Source organism: Vibrio orientalis CIP 102891 = ATCC 33934 (assembly GCF_000176235.1).
Classification (GTDB): domain Bacteria; phylum Pseudomonadota; class Gammaproteobacteria; order Enterobacterales; family Vibrionaceae; genus Vibrio; species Vibrio orientalis.
Map to the genome: position 1 here is coordinate 280,419 of NZ_ACZV01000004.1, position 14,532 is coordinate 294,950.

Genomic DNA, 14,532 nt, shown 5'->3' on the forward strand with positions numbered 1-14,532 from the left:
ATACCTATAAAAAATAAAGGCCACTAGACCGCGACCTTTCATCTATTGATAGCCACTACAACCCATTTGGTTAAAGTGAACTCATGGGAATTTCGAGTTTCTTACCTTTAAATCTGATATTTGAAAAGGATGCCTTGAGCATCTGAATTACCGAATCGGGCAGGAGTCACTACCAAACGTTCGTCTTGAAATTGGGTTGTTACAAAGTAGCTAACGCCGTAGGCTACTGCGGCACCTGCCAACACATCTGTTGCCCAGTGTTTGTCGGCGTATATGCGTGAATAACCGACATACGTAGCGGCTACGTAAGCCGGTAGGCCATATTCGAGGCCATAGCGATGGTGTAGGAATGCCGCACCACCAAATGCTGCACCTGTATGACCAGACGGGAAGGATGTGTGGTTGTCTCCACCATTTGGACGCTGCACAGCAGTAGCGTATTTTGTAGCTTGGATAATCGCCCCATTGATTAACATCCCCTTAGTGAGTTGCCACATACCTTCGGTATCGTCTTTACTCCACGCGATACCAAGTGCTACAACTGGTATCGCTATTTGACCTAAATCTCCTATCTGCTCTGTAGTTGAGTTATCTGCTACAGAACTAAAAGCACTCCCTGCTAATAGCATTGCTGCGATTAGCTTTTTCATTTGTTTATTGCCTCGGTTGTTTGCTACCTATTGTTCTAGCGCTGGTGTTTTCTTTTGAATGATCTTTTGTCTTAGCTATTCGCGCCCGTATTCCTGCTTAAACTCATAATGATGAATTCAAGCTCGGCCAAGCTTCGTAGGTTATGCAGATTGATTTGCTTGTTACCGTTGACCACAATTGTTGGCGTCGCGTTGATACTGTATTGCTTGGCTAACGTGTCTAAGTTTTCCGCATAAGAGCGGGCCTGTTCACAACCAGCACGGTACTTGGTCGCGTCGCCGCCGCAGCGTTCAATAAGTGCCGCAAGGTCTTCACGACTTTTCGGTTCGGCGTTACGTTTATGGTGTATATCGCCTAGTAATTCAGCCATGAATTTTTCACTAATGCCCTGAGACTCTGCGGTGTAGACGCTTTCTTGAATGTCTTTGCCGATTGCACCGAAGTTAACGGGTACTTCGATAAACTTAAGGCCAGCACGTTTAGTGATGTTCTTGAGTGGCGTATGTACAACTGCACAAGGCTTGCAGTAAGGAGTGAAAAACAGTTTCACTTCTGGTTCTGTGGCAGCATCTTGTTTCAATGTTACGTACTGGTCACCTTCAAACAGCTCATAATGTTCCAGTGTTTGATAAAACACTGGCGTGATTGTTGAAGCACTTGCTTTAGGAAAATGTTTAGCGGCTAGACCTGTAACCGCACTCGCGAGTGCTAAGTAGAAAAGTCCGGTAACTTTTACTTGTTTGGAAAATTGCATAGTGGACCTTGGATGAAAAGGTCTGATAAACAGACCTTTATTCTTAGGAAAATGCCGTCCATGGCGCGCTAGCAGTGATTTAGAAAACGTATTGTGCGCCTACACCAGCAGAGAACTGGTCAGAAGAAACCTTACCTTTTGTTTCATAGTTCACAGACATTGAACCAGACCAGTTTTCAGTGAATTGCATAGCACCACCAAGAGCAACGGCTTGCTTAGAACCAGCGTGGCCTACACCGACACCCACACCATATTGACCCGCTTGAGAAAGAACAGGGCGTGCGTTAGTGATTGCGTGAGAAGAGGCAACAACACCATCCATACGGTCTTCAAGAACGAGCATCTTGTTACCCATTTCTTTCATATCTTTCTCTAGGCTAGAGATACGGCCTTCGTGGTTTGCAAGTTGCTTGTCTACAGCAGTAGCGTAAGCAGCAGCTTCTTGGCGTACTTTTTGGTCAGCAGCAGCAATGCGCTTGTCTACTTCTGTAGAAATTTCGCCGTTGCGGGTATCTTCATCGATAACTTTGTTGCTACCGCCGTTATTTGTTTCGCCATCAACAACTTTGATAATGTCGTTGGTATCCCCATTTTTATGCATTTCTTTAAGTTCATTGATAACTGCACGCTGGCCTTTTTCGTCAAGGTCTGCGAAGTTATTACGTAGTTCTAGAGCCGTGTACTTCTCGCCATCAATAACGAACTCTTTGTTGTTAACATGAGCATTTTCAAGAGCACGCTCTAGGCCTGCCTTATTCATTTGGTACTCACGCTCTTTTTTAACGTCAGAGTTGTTCTGGTCGTTGTTGCGGTCGTGGTCGATATCTTTTTTAACTTCAACCTCTGAGTTCGTCGCGTAGTCGTAAAGCTCTTTTTTCTGCTTTTCAGTTAGGTTGTTGTAGATTTCAGAAGCTTCTTTTAGATTGCCTCGGTTAACTTCAATATCACCGATTTTTACGGTATTACCATCATGTACAACTTTAGCTAGTTCTTTTGTTATTGAATCTAGACGACCATCATTGTGGTTGTTCTGGTCATTGTTGCGATCATTAGGGCGTTTTTCGCCGTCGATATCTGGAAGATCTTGAATGTCTACAACTTTGATTGTTTGTTTTGAATCTGAGCCGTGAGCTTTAACGTCGCCTTTTTGGGTGCGAGCATCATAGTTGACTTCAACTTCATCATTCGTGATTGTGAATTTGCCTTTGTGATTGTGCACGTCAACATCAGCAATTTTGTTCATTTCTGCATCAACAAGTATGTAGTTTGTTTCCTTAGATACCGGGTCATAATCACGAATGATTTGTACGCCTGAATCTTGAATCTCTTGAATTGAGACAGTGTGGTCAGCGTCCGTATTAGGGTTTACAGCCGCAAAAGCCGCGCCAGAGAAGATAGAAGTTACAGTTAGAGCTAAAAGAGTCTTTTTCATGGTATTACCTAATTAAAATTGCAAAATTTGTTTAAAAAATGGCAATCCATTGCCTAAACCGCGTCCTTATGTGCAAGGGGTTATTGGAATTCTTCGGGTTACTAGAATGTGAACTTTGTACCGATCTTGATGATCTGGTCGTCTTTGCCGTGTTGGGTGAAAGCTTTGTCATGCGTGTATTCAACGTAAGGGGCTACGCCGTCCCACGCGGTAACTGTTGCTTTAAACTCACCAGACCAACGATCGTTGTCTGTATTCATTTCACGGTTTAGTCGCTTAATGTCTTTGTTAAGCTCGAATTTGCGAATGCCTTTAGCTGTAAGAGTTACGTAGTCAAAGCGGTAGCCTATCAGGGAGTCGAATCGAGCAATTTCTGAGCGAGCGCCGATTGAATGGCGTTCAACGTTAACTGGGTTGCCTTTTGCATCGTAGCCACCAGTTTCGTGAGTCAGAGCAAGCTTGCTTGTGTTTGCTTCGTAGCGACCGCGAAGGGTGTAGAAAAATTGTGAATTGTCGTAACCAAACTCTAGGCCAGCTTTAGCAACATCAGAGTTAGTGCCTTTTAGTTCAAGGAACTCATAGCCGCCATCAACGTTTGGATCTTCTGCGCGGTACGTTTTGCTATCGTTTAGCACGTAGCCAACAGAGGGTTGTAGGTAAACTGACTCGGTTAGCTGGAATTTCCATGCCGCATCTAAATCAAGGTCTTTGTTTGTAGTCGCCTCTGCTGATAGAGAAAGGCCGTTCTCAAAATCGTAGCCAACTTCAACACCTTGAGTTGAGTTGCCTTTCTTGTCGCCAGCAAAAGCGCGATCGCCGTAGACGTCAACTGATAAGCCAGATGCGAAAACTGGTGAAGCTGCCATTGCTGCTAGGACTGCTGTAGATACTGCTAGTTTTTTCATTGGATGTTTCCTATTTACAAGTTGTCAAATATGAAAAATCAATCCTTGATTTAATTCCATAAATGAAACTTTTTAATTTGGTTTGGTTTCATTTGTGGTCTGAGTGAGGAATATACAGATCAAAAAATCATTTGTGAAGCTGTTTTTTTATCGAAAAGATCAGAAAGATTAATTGTTGGCATCAAAAAAGGCCAAGATTAACTAATCTTGGCCTTTTTGTTTCATATTTGATTCTTGTTTTATGGGTTGTAGCTTATTTCGAACCATCCTTTGGCTTCGCTATGACCTTTGAAGTGTGTGATGTCATATTTGAATCCCACGCTGGTGTGGTCGTTAAGCATATATCCACCACCGAGTTCAAGATTGGAACTCCAAGCGTTCGCATGGTTTATATATGCCGTTTGTGGTTTGGCATACAGCCAATGGCCAGAATCGAAACTGTACATGGTATGTAAACTCGATTTTAGAATGACCGAATCAGCATCAGTGTTAGTCTTTCCATCCTTAAGTCGTCCGAATAAACTGCCAATGCCAACTTTGGGTACAATCATCACGTTGTCGTGGAGTGTTAGCTTTTGGGCGTAGCTGACCGTCGACCCAAAGCCATTCCGGTCGTCGCCATCGCTTCCTAGAAATTCAATAGATACACCCTGATCTGAATCACTTAGGTAGGTGTACTCAACTTGATAGTTACGCTGGCGTTTGTTGTTGAAGCCAAAATCCAATGTAAACAAATGTGCATCTTCACCATAAGCGCCACGAATTCGCGTAGCGTCATAAGCTCGGCTTAAGCCAAAGCTTTTTCTGGCGGCCAATGGATCGCCATTGTTTATTTGGTGGCTGGTGGCCACGCCACCATAGCCAGCGCCAAGCATTCCCTCGTTATCTAACTCAGATTCAGCGACTACCACCACCTCCCCAGTTTCCTCATCGAGATAGGTAGCGTTCGTGCTAGAGCAGGATAGGGTAATCGCCGCGATTAGAGCTCCAGCAGATAGATTGGCGATAGTCTTTGCGATTTTTACTTGAGGCATTGAAATTAACCTTCAACTGCGAAAAGAAGGGTTGGGATCACGTGTTGGAACGTCATAACAACTGTACGTGTTGATTCCATTTGGTATTGTGCGCCGTTCATCGCAATTACGATGCCTGTAGATGGCTCCCCAATTACGACTTGGCCATGGATACCTACAAATGCAAGGAACTTGTGACCATCAATCTTGAATGTGCGAATTTGGTCTTTGTACCAAGCGTCAGGAGCGAGTTTGCTTTCCTTCCCTTGCGCCCAAGCCGCACGAACTTCTTCATTACCATCAAGAAGGTTCTGAACGAATTCTGTAGGGATAACCTGCTCACCTTTACGGTTTTTACCTCCATTAATTAAAACGTCCATCATTAGCGCAACGTCTCTAGTTGTTGCATTCAGACCACCGGATGCAACAGCTTCGCCTTTAGAATTGGTTTGCAGGTACGCGTTGTTCTCAAAGCCAACTTTCTTCCAAATGCGTTCTTCCATGACTTTAGCTAAAGATTGACCTGTGACTCGAGTAATCACCATTCCCAGCATTTCAGTATTTATACATTGATAGTCGTAAGCTTCACCTGATTTAATATCAGTACGAACATCTACAAGTTTTCCAAAGTCCAAAACAGACTTGAGGTTTGGGTAGTTATTTGTACCGTTCCATTCTTGGACCTGGGTCATGCGTTCATCCCAAGATTTACCATTGGTAGCTTGGATGAGAACTCCAGAACGCATATCTGCGACTTGTTGGACTGTCGCTTTTGAGTATGACGGTGACGATTTAAGTTCTGGTAAATAGTCGGTGATTGCCGCATTCATATCGACTTTACCTTCCATCGCTAGCGTAGCGAGTGTCATTGATGTAAATGATTTAGTCACTGACATCTGTAAGTGGGTCTGATCTTTGTGCATTCCTGACCAGTAATACTCATCGACTAGCTGGCCGTTCTTAAGAATCACTAGAGATTCCTGATTTAGTCGGTCACGGAGAATCACACTCATAGGGAGAAGTCCGTCAACATCTACTCCTTTCACGCTGTCTAGATCGAAGCCAGAAGCATTTCCTACATTGTGAATATATTCACCTTTGACCATCTCCATGTGGTGAGTGAATCGGTACGCGTGTTTCATCGTCAGTTTTGCTGACTTGCCCGAATCCCAGTTTTTTAGGGTCACCCCAACTGTGGAAGCACTGTCGATAAAGTCTGAATCTGGTTTATTTAGAACAAGTGCTGTTGCATTTAGTGATGTTGATACTATTGCTAGTGCCATAAGTGATTTCTTCATGATGTCATTCCTACTTTTGATTCGTAAATGATTCTATTGGCCGAAATATACACTTATCGAATCATAATTGAAACCACTTAATTACTTTTGTTTCGATTTCGGCGTCTATCGGCTTCTTGTGGTTTTTAAATGATTCGGTTGGCGTTCGAAATCGATGGGGGTGATGGTTAGGTGCATTGGCGTTTACCAACGTAAGCAATGAAAAAGAGCATTAACGGTGTGAATTTGGAATTCGAGGGAGGGGAGAGTTATTCATGAGGCTTTGGACGACTGCTTTCCAAGGCCTCAACTTCTTTCAGATACCGAGCTTGCAAAGTATCCAATTTTCTCAGCAGTATGCTTATATCGCGAATTAACGCCTGATTAAGCTGCGCATAGTCTAAGCCGGAAATCATGTTAATCATTTTGCCGTTGGTTTGGCAGTTGCGGCTAATGGTTAGCCATTTGTCTTGTTGGCGTGAGGCCTCTTCATTGAGAGGTTCGATCGCACTACGTTCATTATCGATAAGATCAATGATGACGGTTGAGGCTTTAATTTGAGCGTTCATATGTTCTAGATAGCTAGCGTTGTTTGTTGACCATAAACTGTGAATTTCATCGGCACTAAATTCCTGAAATAGAAATGGCTGATTTTGGTATAGCTTAAGAAACTGGTTAAACCGTGAAGCGTGAAGGTTGTACGACTCATCCAGTTCTTGTTGGACTTTGAGGCTGGCATTCCAACTTTTCTCATTGCATTGGGACCCGTTCACTTGAAAAGGTAAAGTGATCAGCATTGCTGCCGTTATAGTATTAAAGTAATGCCATATCATAAGTATGGATGCCGTGGTTTTGATTCGATAAGTATAGGAAAAATTCAGAACGGATATGAAAAAGCTAATGATGCTTGTCTTACTGCTTTTAGGTATTGGCTGTGCTGCTGGTGGTTACTACATTTTCTACTACAAGCCACAACAAGATGCGATGGCGGCGCTAGAAGCTGAAGGAAATAAAGAGCCGATAACGCCACTTGAAATTGTGGAAGAGGAAGAGCAAGAGCAAGTGAAGCCGCCGGTGACTGACTACTACGTGAGTCCGCCAAGGCTTGGTGTCCGTGAAATGCCTGATTTTGACGCTTTTGTCGAAAGTGTCGTATATCGTGGCGATAAATTGCACATTCTGGAAAAACGTGACGGCTGGGGACGTATTTCTCCCTATTATGTTTATGAAGAGGGTGGACCAGAAGTGGCTGAATGGGTGCCAATGGAAGCACTACTTGAAGTCGCACCGACGGTCACCAAAAAAGAACGCTTAGAAACAGTGGGTCAGTACATTGAAAACTCTGATGACTTTAAGCAGCATTTTGAGATGTTCATTAAGACCACTGATAATCTGTTAAAAGATGGCACTTGTGTTCCAGAAGATTTTGAAGAAACTCAAGGCTGGGTGCGCTCAGTGACCTTTGATGAGCAAGAGGCTTATTTTGTTTATTGTGGTGGTTTGAAACAGGCAAACAAGATTTACCTGAACGTTCAAACGGGCAAAACCTTTTACCGTTAAATGCTACTAAAACTGAAATATTAGCTTTTAGAATATTTTAGTTGTCTGGTTGACGCCTTAGGTCTAACATCGACATGTTCTATATTATTTGGCTAATCAATGCTTCAGCGAATTGTTTCATATTTCTGGCTAGTTTTACTTGCGATGGTTCTACCAACGCAGGCTTTTGCCTATTTGTTACAAGCTGAAAACGAAGCTTCTGCTAGACTTAGTTACCGCTCTCTCGGCGCTTCACCTTCTTCAGAACAAGACTTCCAAGCTCTGTTTGATGAAGTACGCCAAGAACCCCAATCAGAGCCAGTAACTCAATCAGATATTGCGCAAGATTGGTTAGCGATTATCAATGCGAATCGTTGGTCAAATGTCACTCGTGTACTTGATGACGCTGAACCTAAATCGAATCTTGAAACGGTAGGTTTTGAACCTGCTGCTATTCCTCTCTATCGGTTGTATAAACTTCCGGTTGTTACCTCAACTCAACGCGTTTCGAATCAAAATGCTATCTACCGAGTTTCCGGCTGGAAAGAATCGAACACGCTTTACGTCGCCTTAAACGGTCATTTCTAATCATTTTTTAACTTAGTTAAACGAAGAATTTAATCTTCATTATTTTAATACTACGCACGGATTACTGTGCCTAGCAAAGTTAAGAAATATTATGAAAAAACAACCTGTTAAGCAGGCGAAATCTGCACGCCTGATGAACCACTACTCGGCGTGGAAGTATGTGGTGCTGATCGCTACGATCATTATGCTGACGTTAAGTGCAATACCAACTTGGTATGGTGAGAAACCGTCAATACAGGTGACAACGTCACCACAAGCAAGTAACTCAATTCTTGGTAATGTTAGTGAACTGAATCGCTACCTTGATCAGCGCGATATTGACGTCATCCAAATTGACCAAGTTGGCCAAAAAACAACGCTAGTGTTCGACAACGAAACGGCTCAGACACAAGCACGTAAAGAGCTCGACAAGATGCTGGGCAAAGAAGATAGCATCACATTCTCTTATGTCTCTGTTGCGCCACAATGGTTAAGTGAACTTGGCTTCTCACCAATTAAGCTTGGTCTTGACCTTCGTGGCGGTGTTCAGTTCCTACTTAATGTAGATATTGATAAAGCGTTTGAAGATCAGCGCAATAGCTTAGTCGATGAAGTGCGTGACTTTTTACGTCAAGAGCGCATTCGTGGCGTGCAAATTACCGCAGTCGGTTCTGAAGGCTTTGATATTAAGAGTAATTCTGAACAAGCGATGGGTGCGGTTGGCGATTTCTTAAAGCAAAACTACCCAACATGGGATGCAAAGCGTCACTCAGACTACATTGCTGTTAAACCAACACTACAAAGTAAATCTGAATTCCAATCTGTCACTATCAAGCAAAACCTTAAGATCATGCGTGATCGTATTGAAGAGCTAGGTATTACAGAAGCTTTAGTTCAACGCCAAGGTGAGCACAGCATTCGTATCGAACTACCGGGTGTACAAGATCCTTCGTTGGCGAAGAACGTAATTGGTGCCACTGCAACGTTGGCATTCCATGAATCGCGCTCTCCTTCTGAAGAGAAAGCGTATGGCGACATCGTTCTGAAAGACAACGATGGTCGTGACGTAACCTTAGCGAAACGCGCCGTTCTTACTGGTGAACACATCATTAATGCTCGAGCTGGTATCGATAAAATGGGCTTCTCTGAAGTGAACATTTCACTCGATCATGCGGGCGGTAAGATCATGAGTGATTTCTCAGGCACTCATATTGGTAAGCCAATGGCAACGGTGTACCGCGAGTACACTACTAACGCGAAAGGTGAAACCGAGCGTAGCGAGAAAGTCATCAGTGTTGCGACGATTCAATCACAACTAGGTAGCCAATTCCGAATTACTGGTGCGGGCTCTATGGAAGACGCGCAAAACTTAGCACTACTGCTAAGAGCGGGTTCATTAACAGCCCCTGTAACGATCGTTGAAGAGCGCACCATTGGTGCATCTTTGGGTGCTGAAAACATCCAAAACGGTTTTGCTGCCTTGGCGCTAGGCCTAGCGATGACACTGACCTTTATGGCGCTATGGTACCGCCGACTTGGTTGGGTGGCAAACGTCGCTCTAATGGTTAACATGGTCAGCTTGTTAGGCCTTATCGCATTACTACCGGGAGCTGTGTTAACTCTTCCAGGTATTGCTGGCTTGGTTCTTACTGTCGGTATGGCGGTGGATACCAATGTACTTATTTTCGAACGTATTAAAGATAAATTGGCAGAGGGGCGTACCTTTGCTCAGTCTATCGATCTAGGGTTTGGCAGTGCACTAAGCACCATTCTAGATGCCAATATCACCACCATGATTACCGCTGTCGTGCTGTACTCGATCGGTAATGGTCCAATTCAAGGCTTTGCTTTGACTCTTGGTCTTGGTCTCTTGACCAGTATGTTCAGCGGCGTATTCGCTTCACGCGCAATCATTAACTTAGTTTGGGGACGCGACGCTCGTCGTGACGTAAGGGTTTAATCATGGTCGAATTCTTTAAACAACGTATCCGCCGTATTCGTTACATTACCAGCTTTGTTTCCATTGCTTTAATGGTAGTGTCCTTGATTGCATTGGCGGCGAATGGCCTGAACATGGGTCTGGATTTCACTGGCGGTATGGTGACGGAAGTCAAAGTCGACAACAACGTCACTCACCAGCAGTTAGTGAATACGCTTCAGCCAGAACTGGGTGAGTTCACCAATGTCACCCATTCAGATCAAGATGGTCGTTGGGTGATTCGTTACCCAATCCCAGCACAAGGTGATGAGGTTGCCGATCTTACGCAAACATTAGCGCCTATTTCTCATCAAGTTGAAGTAATCAGTAATAGCATGGTTGGCTCTCAAGTCGGTCAAGACCTAGTCGATCAAGGTGGTTTAGCACTACTTATCTCAATGATGAGTATCTTAGGTTATCTATGTTTCCGTTTTGAATGGCGTTTAGCGAGTGGTTCATTGCTAGCGTTGGTTCATGACGTGGTGTTAGTGCTTGGTTTCTTTGCGGCAACACAAATGGAATTTAACTTAACTGTGTTTGCAGCGATATTGGCGATTCTTGGTTACTCATTGAATGACTCTATCATCATTGCCGACCGTATCCGCGAGTTACTATTAGCGAAACAAACGACTCCGACTGAGGAAATTAACGACCAAGCAGTGCTAGCGACGTTCTCACGTACCATGGTGACCTCGGGTACTACGTTAATGACGGTATCAGCATTGTGGATTATGGGTGGTAGCGCGCTGCAAGGCTTTGCGATTGCCATGTTCATCGGTATTTTATCAGGTACTTGGTCTTCTATCTCGATCGGTACTGTATTGCCTGAATGGCTGAAGCTTGAACCTAAACATTACTTACCAGTTGAAGTGGATGACGCGCCTTAAGCGGAAAGATAGTTAAAATAAACGCCCGATGTGTAAACATCGGGCGTTTTCTTTATGGATCTGTTTATTTGGTTTGCATCGCCAGAAAGTTAGTAAAGCTGGACCACGATTTAGTATCAGCATCTTCACGATAACGAGGGCTGCCAAAAACAGTAAAAGCATGCGGAGCACCACTGTAGGTGATCATCTCATGTTTGACGTTTGATTTTTCGAGTTCGTCAGCCAGTGCGGCAAATTGAGACATTGGAATTGCAGTGTCGGCTGTACCGTGAAGTACCATAATAGGTCCTTTGGTCATGGTATAAGATTGGCCTTTCGGTGTACTTAATCCGCCATGGAAAGTAACGAATCCTTTCGCGTTCATTCCCGCTCGCGCTGACTCCAATACTGCGGCTCCGCCGAAGCAGTAACCCATAACCACCGTATTATCAGTGTTGCCGCCTAACGACGCCGCATAGTCTAGACTTCCTTGCATAAGCGCGCGCAGTTTTTCTCGGTCTTTGTACAACTCTCCCGTGTGTTGTTTTTTATCTTTTACCTCTGTGGGTCTGATACCTTTACCGAATAGATCCGCTGCAAATACGTTGTAACCAAGTTCATTGAGCATTGCCGCTCGTTTTTTCTCATAGTCTGTAAGTCCATCCCAATCGTGAATCAGCAACACCAATGGTGCATTATTACTAATCTTCGCCCAGTACCCCTCGTATTCACTACCATTTACATTGTAAATCTTATCTTCCCCTGCGAAGGCGAAAGAACTCAACAGAGCAGAAATCCAAACCAATATTAATTTCATAAAACACCTCCTTTTGTCGTAGAAGTGTAGTACGTAGACGAGTATGACAAGCGATCACTGCTGATTCACAGACAATTAATTGGCATGACAGTAACAAAAAAGCCTCCCGAGGGAGGCTTGGATCAAAAGGAAAAGAACTCGTTACATCGCTGCTTCGAAGATCGCTGATATCTCTTCGTGGGTTGCTTGCTTAGGGTTAGTAAAGCCACAAGCATCTTTTAGTGCGTTATCTGCTAAAGTTGGGATATCGTCTGATTTCGCACCTAGCTCCTTAATGCCAGCAGGGATGCCAACATCTTTCGCTAGGGCAACGATTGCATCGATAGCGGCATTAGCGCCTTGCTCTGCAGTCATGCCTTCTACATTCACTCCCATTGCTTTCGCGACGTCACGAAGACGCTCAGGGCATACTTGAGCATTGTAACGCTGTACGTGAGGTAGCAAGATTGCGTTACATACGCCGTGTGGTAGGTCGTAGAAACCACCTAGCTGGTGCGCCATTGCGTGTACATAACCGAGCGATGCGTTATTAAATGCCATACCTGCCATAAACTGAGCGTAAGCCATTTGTTCACGAGCTTCGATGTCATCACCATTTTCTACTGCAGTTCGCAGGTGTGCTTGAACCAGTTCAATAGCTTTGATCGCCACTGCATCAGTAATCGGTGTTGCAGCAATAGAGACATAAGCTTCAACGGCGTGAGTGAGAGCATCCATACCTGTCGCTGCCGTTAGTGATGCAGGTTTCGCTAGCATTAGCTCAGGATCGTTGACCGAGATTAAAGGCGTTGTGTGTTTATCGACAATCGCCATCTTAATATGACGCTCTTCATCCGTGATGATGCAGAAGCGAGTCATTTCAGATGCTGTACCTGCTGTAGTGTTAATCGCGATCAGCGGCAGCATAGGCTTAGCGGATTGATCAACGCCTTCGTAATCGGCAATCTTGCCGCCATTAGAGGCAACGAGCGCAATACCTTTAGCACAGTCGTGTGGTGATCCGCCGCCTAATGAAATTACGAAATCACAATCGTTATCTATCAGAAGCTCCAAGCCGTCGTTAACATTGCTGATGGTTGGGTTTGGCTGAGTGCCATCAAATACTACAGTCTCAACATCTCGCTCAGACAATAAATCTTGAACTTGTTTCACCATGCCAATTTGGCTGAGGATTTTGTCAGTTACGATAAGACCTTTTTTGAAGCCTTGAGATTGGATGCTGTCGGTTGCGTCTTTAAGGCAGCCAGCACCCATTAGGTTTACTGTAGGGATAAAAAATGCACTTGTCATTGGATTGCTCCATATTTATATATTTAATAACTGCATCTAGATTCGCATAAATATCCCAAGCCTAAATTTGATCTCAAGCAATTAAGTTACCCAAAAGTGGTATGCAGAAAGGAATTTGTGAACTTAGTCATTTTGCCAGGGTTATGGCAATAAATATGTTAAATATTAATGAGTTAACGCAATCGTTTTCTCAACATATTTAGGTAAGTAGAGCATAAAATAAAACCCTTACAGTTAGGTGTAAGGGCTGTTATTCCGGGGGCAGATATGGGGAGCTGCAAATGGATTATCGATTTGCTGAATCAATCAACTCTTGGTCTGATTCTGGCACTAGCTCTTCTTGTTGCTCTTCTTCAATAGCCTCTTCACGCTCATCGGACGCATAGTGTTTAACGACAAACGGTGTAAGCATGACACTGGATGGAAAGAAGCGTTTCATATCATTATCTCCTAGAACTGCGGGGTACATAATGATTGTGTCGCGCCACCTGATGCGTATTTTTGTCTTAGGTCATAAAATCACCCAACAGTCGTGTACGTGGGTGAATTATGAGCTTGGTGTCACATCGCATGAATGAGCTCAAATTGATATAGCTGCAGCTCTTTATCCCAGTATGGCGTATGGGCGTAGAACGTTTTTGCATTAATGGATTATCATCTAAATGAAAAACATCTACACTATCCACGTATTTTTGAGGAGATAAGAATGAAATACGATTGGATCTTGTTTGACGCTGATGAAACCTTGTTTCACTTTGATGCATTTAAAGGTATGCAGCTGATGTTTTCACGCAAAGGAGTGGATTTTACTGAGGAAGACTTTAACCACTATCAAACAGTCAACAAGCCTTTATGGGTGGATTACCAGGATGGAACGATAACCGCGCATGAACTGAAACATACTCGATTCCAAGAATGGGTTGATAGATTAGAAACGACGACTTCAGATCTCAACAGTGCGTTCCTTGAAGCGATGGCCGATATTTGTACTTTGTTGCCAGGAGCAAAAGAACTAATGGATAGCCTGCATGGCAAGGCAAAAATGGGCATCATTACCAATGGTTTTACTGAATTACAAGCGATTCGACTTGAGCGAACGGGCATGAGCCAATACTTTGAGCACGTGATTATTTCAGAAGAAGTCGGGGTCGCCAAACCTGACCGAGCTATTTTTAGTCATGCATTGGAAAAGATGGGAATGCCATGTAAGAGTAAAATTCTGATGGTTGGTGATAACCAGCATTCGGATATCTTAGGTGGTATCAACTTTGGCATCGAAACCTGCTGGTTAAATCATGTCGGGGATGAGCGTGATTTATCAATCGAACCAAATTACACGGTGAGCTCGCTGCATGAGCTGAAAGACATTCTTATTGCGTGACCAGTTAGTGCTCCAATTGAAGTCATACTTGCATTCAATATCGTGCCAACTCTGAAGTAAGT

At 43.8% G+C, this 14,532-nt stretch carries 15 protein-coding genes; 5 read left to right on the forward strand and 10 right to left on the reverse strand.

The genetic code is table 11. From position 1 onward, the window contains the following. Nucleotides 1-107: 107 nt before the first annotated feature. The 7 genes from VIA_RS04830 to VIA_RS04860 form a co-directional block, all read right to left on the reverse strand. Nucleotides 108-650, reverse strand: coding sequence for a phosphatase PAP2 family protein (locus tag VIA_RS04830; RefSeq protein WP_004411442.1), 543 nt, complete (start codon nt 648-650; stop codon nt 108-110). 71 nt (nt 651-721) lie between these two features. Further along, nucleotides 722-1,405 carry a thioredoxin domain-containing protein gene (locus VIA_RS04835; protein ID WP_004411443.1) on the reverse strand — a complete coding sequence of 228 codons (684 nt, stop codon included), beginning with the start codon at nt 1,403-1,405 and terminating at the stop codon, nt 722-724. Nucleotides 1,406-1,484: 79 nt separating this feature from the next. Beyond that, on the reverse strand, nt 1,485-2,837 hold the full coding sequence (locus VIA_RS04840; protein WP_004411444.1) for a YadA C-terminal domain-containing protein: 1,353 nt from the start codon (nt 2,835-2,837) through the stop codon (nt 1,485-1,487). Nucleotides 2,838-2,938: 101 nt separating this feature from the next. Continuing rightward, a complete protein-coding gene (locus VIA_RS04845; RefSeq protein ID WP_004411445.1) occupies nt 2,939-3,742 on the reverse strand; it encodes a porin family protein in 804 nt (267 codons plus the stop codon). A 239-nt stretch (nt 3,743-3,981) separates the two neighbouring features. Continuing rightward, nucleotides 3,982-4,776: a hypothetical protein gene (locus tag VIA_RS04850; protein WP_004411446.1), complete on the reverse strand. Its 795-nt coding sequence runs from the start codon at nt 4,774-4,776 to the stop codon at nt 3,982-3,984. Between the two features lie 5 nt (nt 4,777-4,781). Continuing rightward, nucleotides 4,782-6,053 carry a serine hydrolase domain-containing protein gene (locus tag VIA_RS04855; protein ID WP_004411447.1) on the reverse strand — a complete coding sequence of 424 codons (1,272 nt, stop codon included), beginning with the start codon at nt 6,051-6,053 and terminating at the stop codon, nt 4,782-4,784. A 248-nt stretch (nt 6,054-6,301) separates the two neighbouring features. After that, on the reverse strand, nt 6,302-6,865 hold the full coding sequence (locus VIA_RS04860; protein WP_004411448.1) for a hypothetical protein: 564 nt from the start codon (nt 6,863-6,865) through the stop codon (nt 6,302-6,304). 55 nt (nt 6,866-6,920) lie between these two features. Between VIA_RS04860 and VIA_RS04865 the strand changes: the two genes are divergently transcribed. The 4 genes from VIA_RS04865 (at nt 6,921) to secF (ending at nt 11,003) form a co-directional block, all read left to right on the forward strand. After that, entirely contained in the window at nt 6,921-7,592 is a 672-nt protein-coding gene (locus tag VIA_RS04865) for an SH3 domain-containing protein (protein ID WP_004417188.1), read from the forward strand. Nucleotides 7,593-7,691: 99 nt separating this feature from the next. Then, on the forward strand, nt 7,692-8,159 hold the full coding sequence (locus VIA_RS04870) for a hypothetical protein (protein ID WP_004411450.1): 468 nt from the start codon (nt 7,692-7,694) through the stop codon (nt 8,157-8,159). A 91-nt stretch (nt 8,160-8,250) separates the two neighbouring features. After that, nucleotides 8,251-10,098 (forward strand): protein translocase subunit SecD, encoded by a 1,848-nt coding sequence (secD, locus tag VIA_RS04875; protein WP_004411451.1) that lies wholly within the window; start codon nt 8,251-8,253, stop codon nt 10,096-10,098. Nucleotides 10,099-10,100: 2 nt separating this feature from the next. Further along, complete coding sequence (secF, locus tag VIA_RS04880; RefSeq protein WP_004411452.1) at nt 10,101-11,003, forward strand: protein translocase subunit SecF; 903 nt, start codon at nt 10,101-10,103, stop codon at nt 11,001-11,003. Nucleotides 11,004-11,067: 64 nt separating this feature from the next. Here the strand turns inward: secF and VIA_RS04885 are convergent, their stop codons facing one another. The 3 genes from VIA_RS04885 to VIA_RS22300 form a co-directional block, all read right to left on the reverse strand. After that, on the reverse strand, nt 11,068-11,799 hold the full coding sequence (locus tag VIA_RS04885; protein ID WP_004411453.1) for a dienelactone hydrolase family protein: 732 nt from the start codon (nt 11,797-11,799) through the stop codon (nt 11,068-11,070). 141 nt (nt 11,800-11,940) lie between these two features. After that, on the reverse strand, nt 11,941-13,089 hold the full coding sequence (gene yiaY, locus VIA_RS04890) for an L-threonine dehydrogenase (RefSeq protein WP_004411454.1): 1,149 nt from the start codon (nt 13,087-13,089) through the stop codon (nt 11,941-11,943). Between the two features lie 286 nt (nt 13,090-13,375). Next, nucleotides 13,376-13,528, reverse strand: a complete 153-nt coding sequence (locus VIA_RS22300) for a hypothetical protein (RefSeq protein ID WP_004411455.1) — start codon at nt 13,526-13,528, stop codon at nt 13,376-13,378. Between the two features lie 267 nt (nt 13,529-13,795). Here VIA_RS22300 and yjjG point away from each other — a divergent pair, with 267 nt between their 5' ends. After that, the gene (yjjG, locus tag VIA_RS04895; protein ID WP_004411456.1) at nt 13,796-14,470 is read left to right on the forward strand and encodes a pyrimidine 5'-nucleotidase; all 675 of its coding nucleotides are present in this window, start codon (nt 13,796-13,798) and stop codon (nt 14,468-14,470) included. Nucleotides 14,471-14,532 lie beyond the last annotated feature (62 nt).

What these genes read in the sequence shown, in the direction of transcription:
- VIA_RS04830 (WP_004411442.1), bottom strand. Translation starts at nt 650, where the DNA reads ATGAAAAAGCTAATCGCAGCAATGCTATTAGCAGGGAGTGCTTTTAGT.
- VIA_RS04835 (WP_004411443.1), bottom strand. Translation starts at nt 1,405, where the DNA reads ATGCAATTTTCCAAACAAGTAAAAGTTACCGGACTTTTCTACTTAGCA.
- VIA_RS04840 (WP_004411444.1), bottom strand. Translation starts at nt 2,837, where the DNA reads ATGAAAAAGACTCTTTTAGCTCTAACTGTAACTTCTATCTTCTCTGGC.
- VIA_RS04845 (WP_004411445.1), bottom strand. Translation starts at nt 3,742, where the DNA reads ATGAAAAAACTAGCAGTATCTACAGCAGTCCTAGCAGCAATGGCAGCT.
- VIA_RS04850 (WP_004411446.1), bottom strand. Translation starts at nt 4,776, where the DNA reads ATGCCTCAAGTAAAAATCGCAAAGACTATCGCCAATCTATCTGCTGGA.
- VIA_RS04855 (WP_004411447.1), bottom strand. Translation starts at nt 6,053, where the DNA reads ATGAAGAAATCACTTATGGCACTAGCAATAGTATCAACATCACTAAAT.
- VIA_RS04860 (WP_004411448.1), bottom strand. Translation starts at nt 6,865, where the DNA reads ATGATATGGCATTACTTTAATACTATAACGGCAGCAATGCTGATCACT.
- VIA_RS04865 (WP_004417188.1), top strand. Translation starts at nt 6,921, where the DNA reads ATGAAAAAGCTAATGATGCTTGTCTTACTGCTTTTAGGTATTGGCTGT.
- VIA_RS04870 (WP_004411450.1), top strand. Translation starts at nt 7,692, where the DNA reads ATGCTTCAGCGAATTGTTTCATATTTCTGGCTAGTTTTACTTGCGATG.
- secD (WP_004411451.1), top strand. Translation starts at nt 8,251, where the DNA reads ATGAAAAAACAACCTGTTAAGCAGGCGAAATCTGCACGCCTGATGAAC.
- secF (WP_004411452.1), top strand. Translation starts at nt 10,101, where the DNA reads ATGGTCGAATTCTTTAAACAACGTATCCGCCGTATTCGTTACATTACC.
- VIA_RS04885 (WP_004411453.1), bottom strand. Translation starts at nt 11,799, where the DNA reads ATGAAATTAATATTGGTTTGGATTTCTGCTCTGTTGAGTTCTTTCGCC.
- yiaY (WP_004411454.1), bottom strand. Translation starts at nt 13,089, where the DNA reads ATGACAAGTGCATTTTTTATCCCTACAGTAAACCTAATGGGTGCTGGC.
- VIA_RS22300 (WP_004411455.1), bottom strand. Translation starts at nt 13,528, where the DNA reads ATGAAACGCTTCTTTCCATCCAGTGTCATGCTTACACCGTTTGTCGTT.
- yjjG (WP_004411456.1), top strand. Translation starts at nt 13,796, where the DNA reads ATGAAATACGATTGGATCTTGTTTGACGCTGATGAAACCTTGTTTCAC.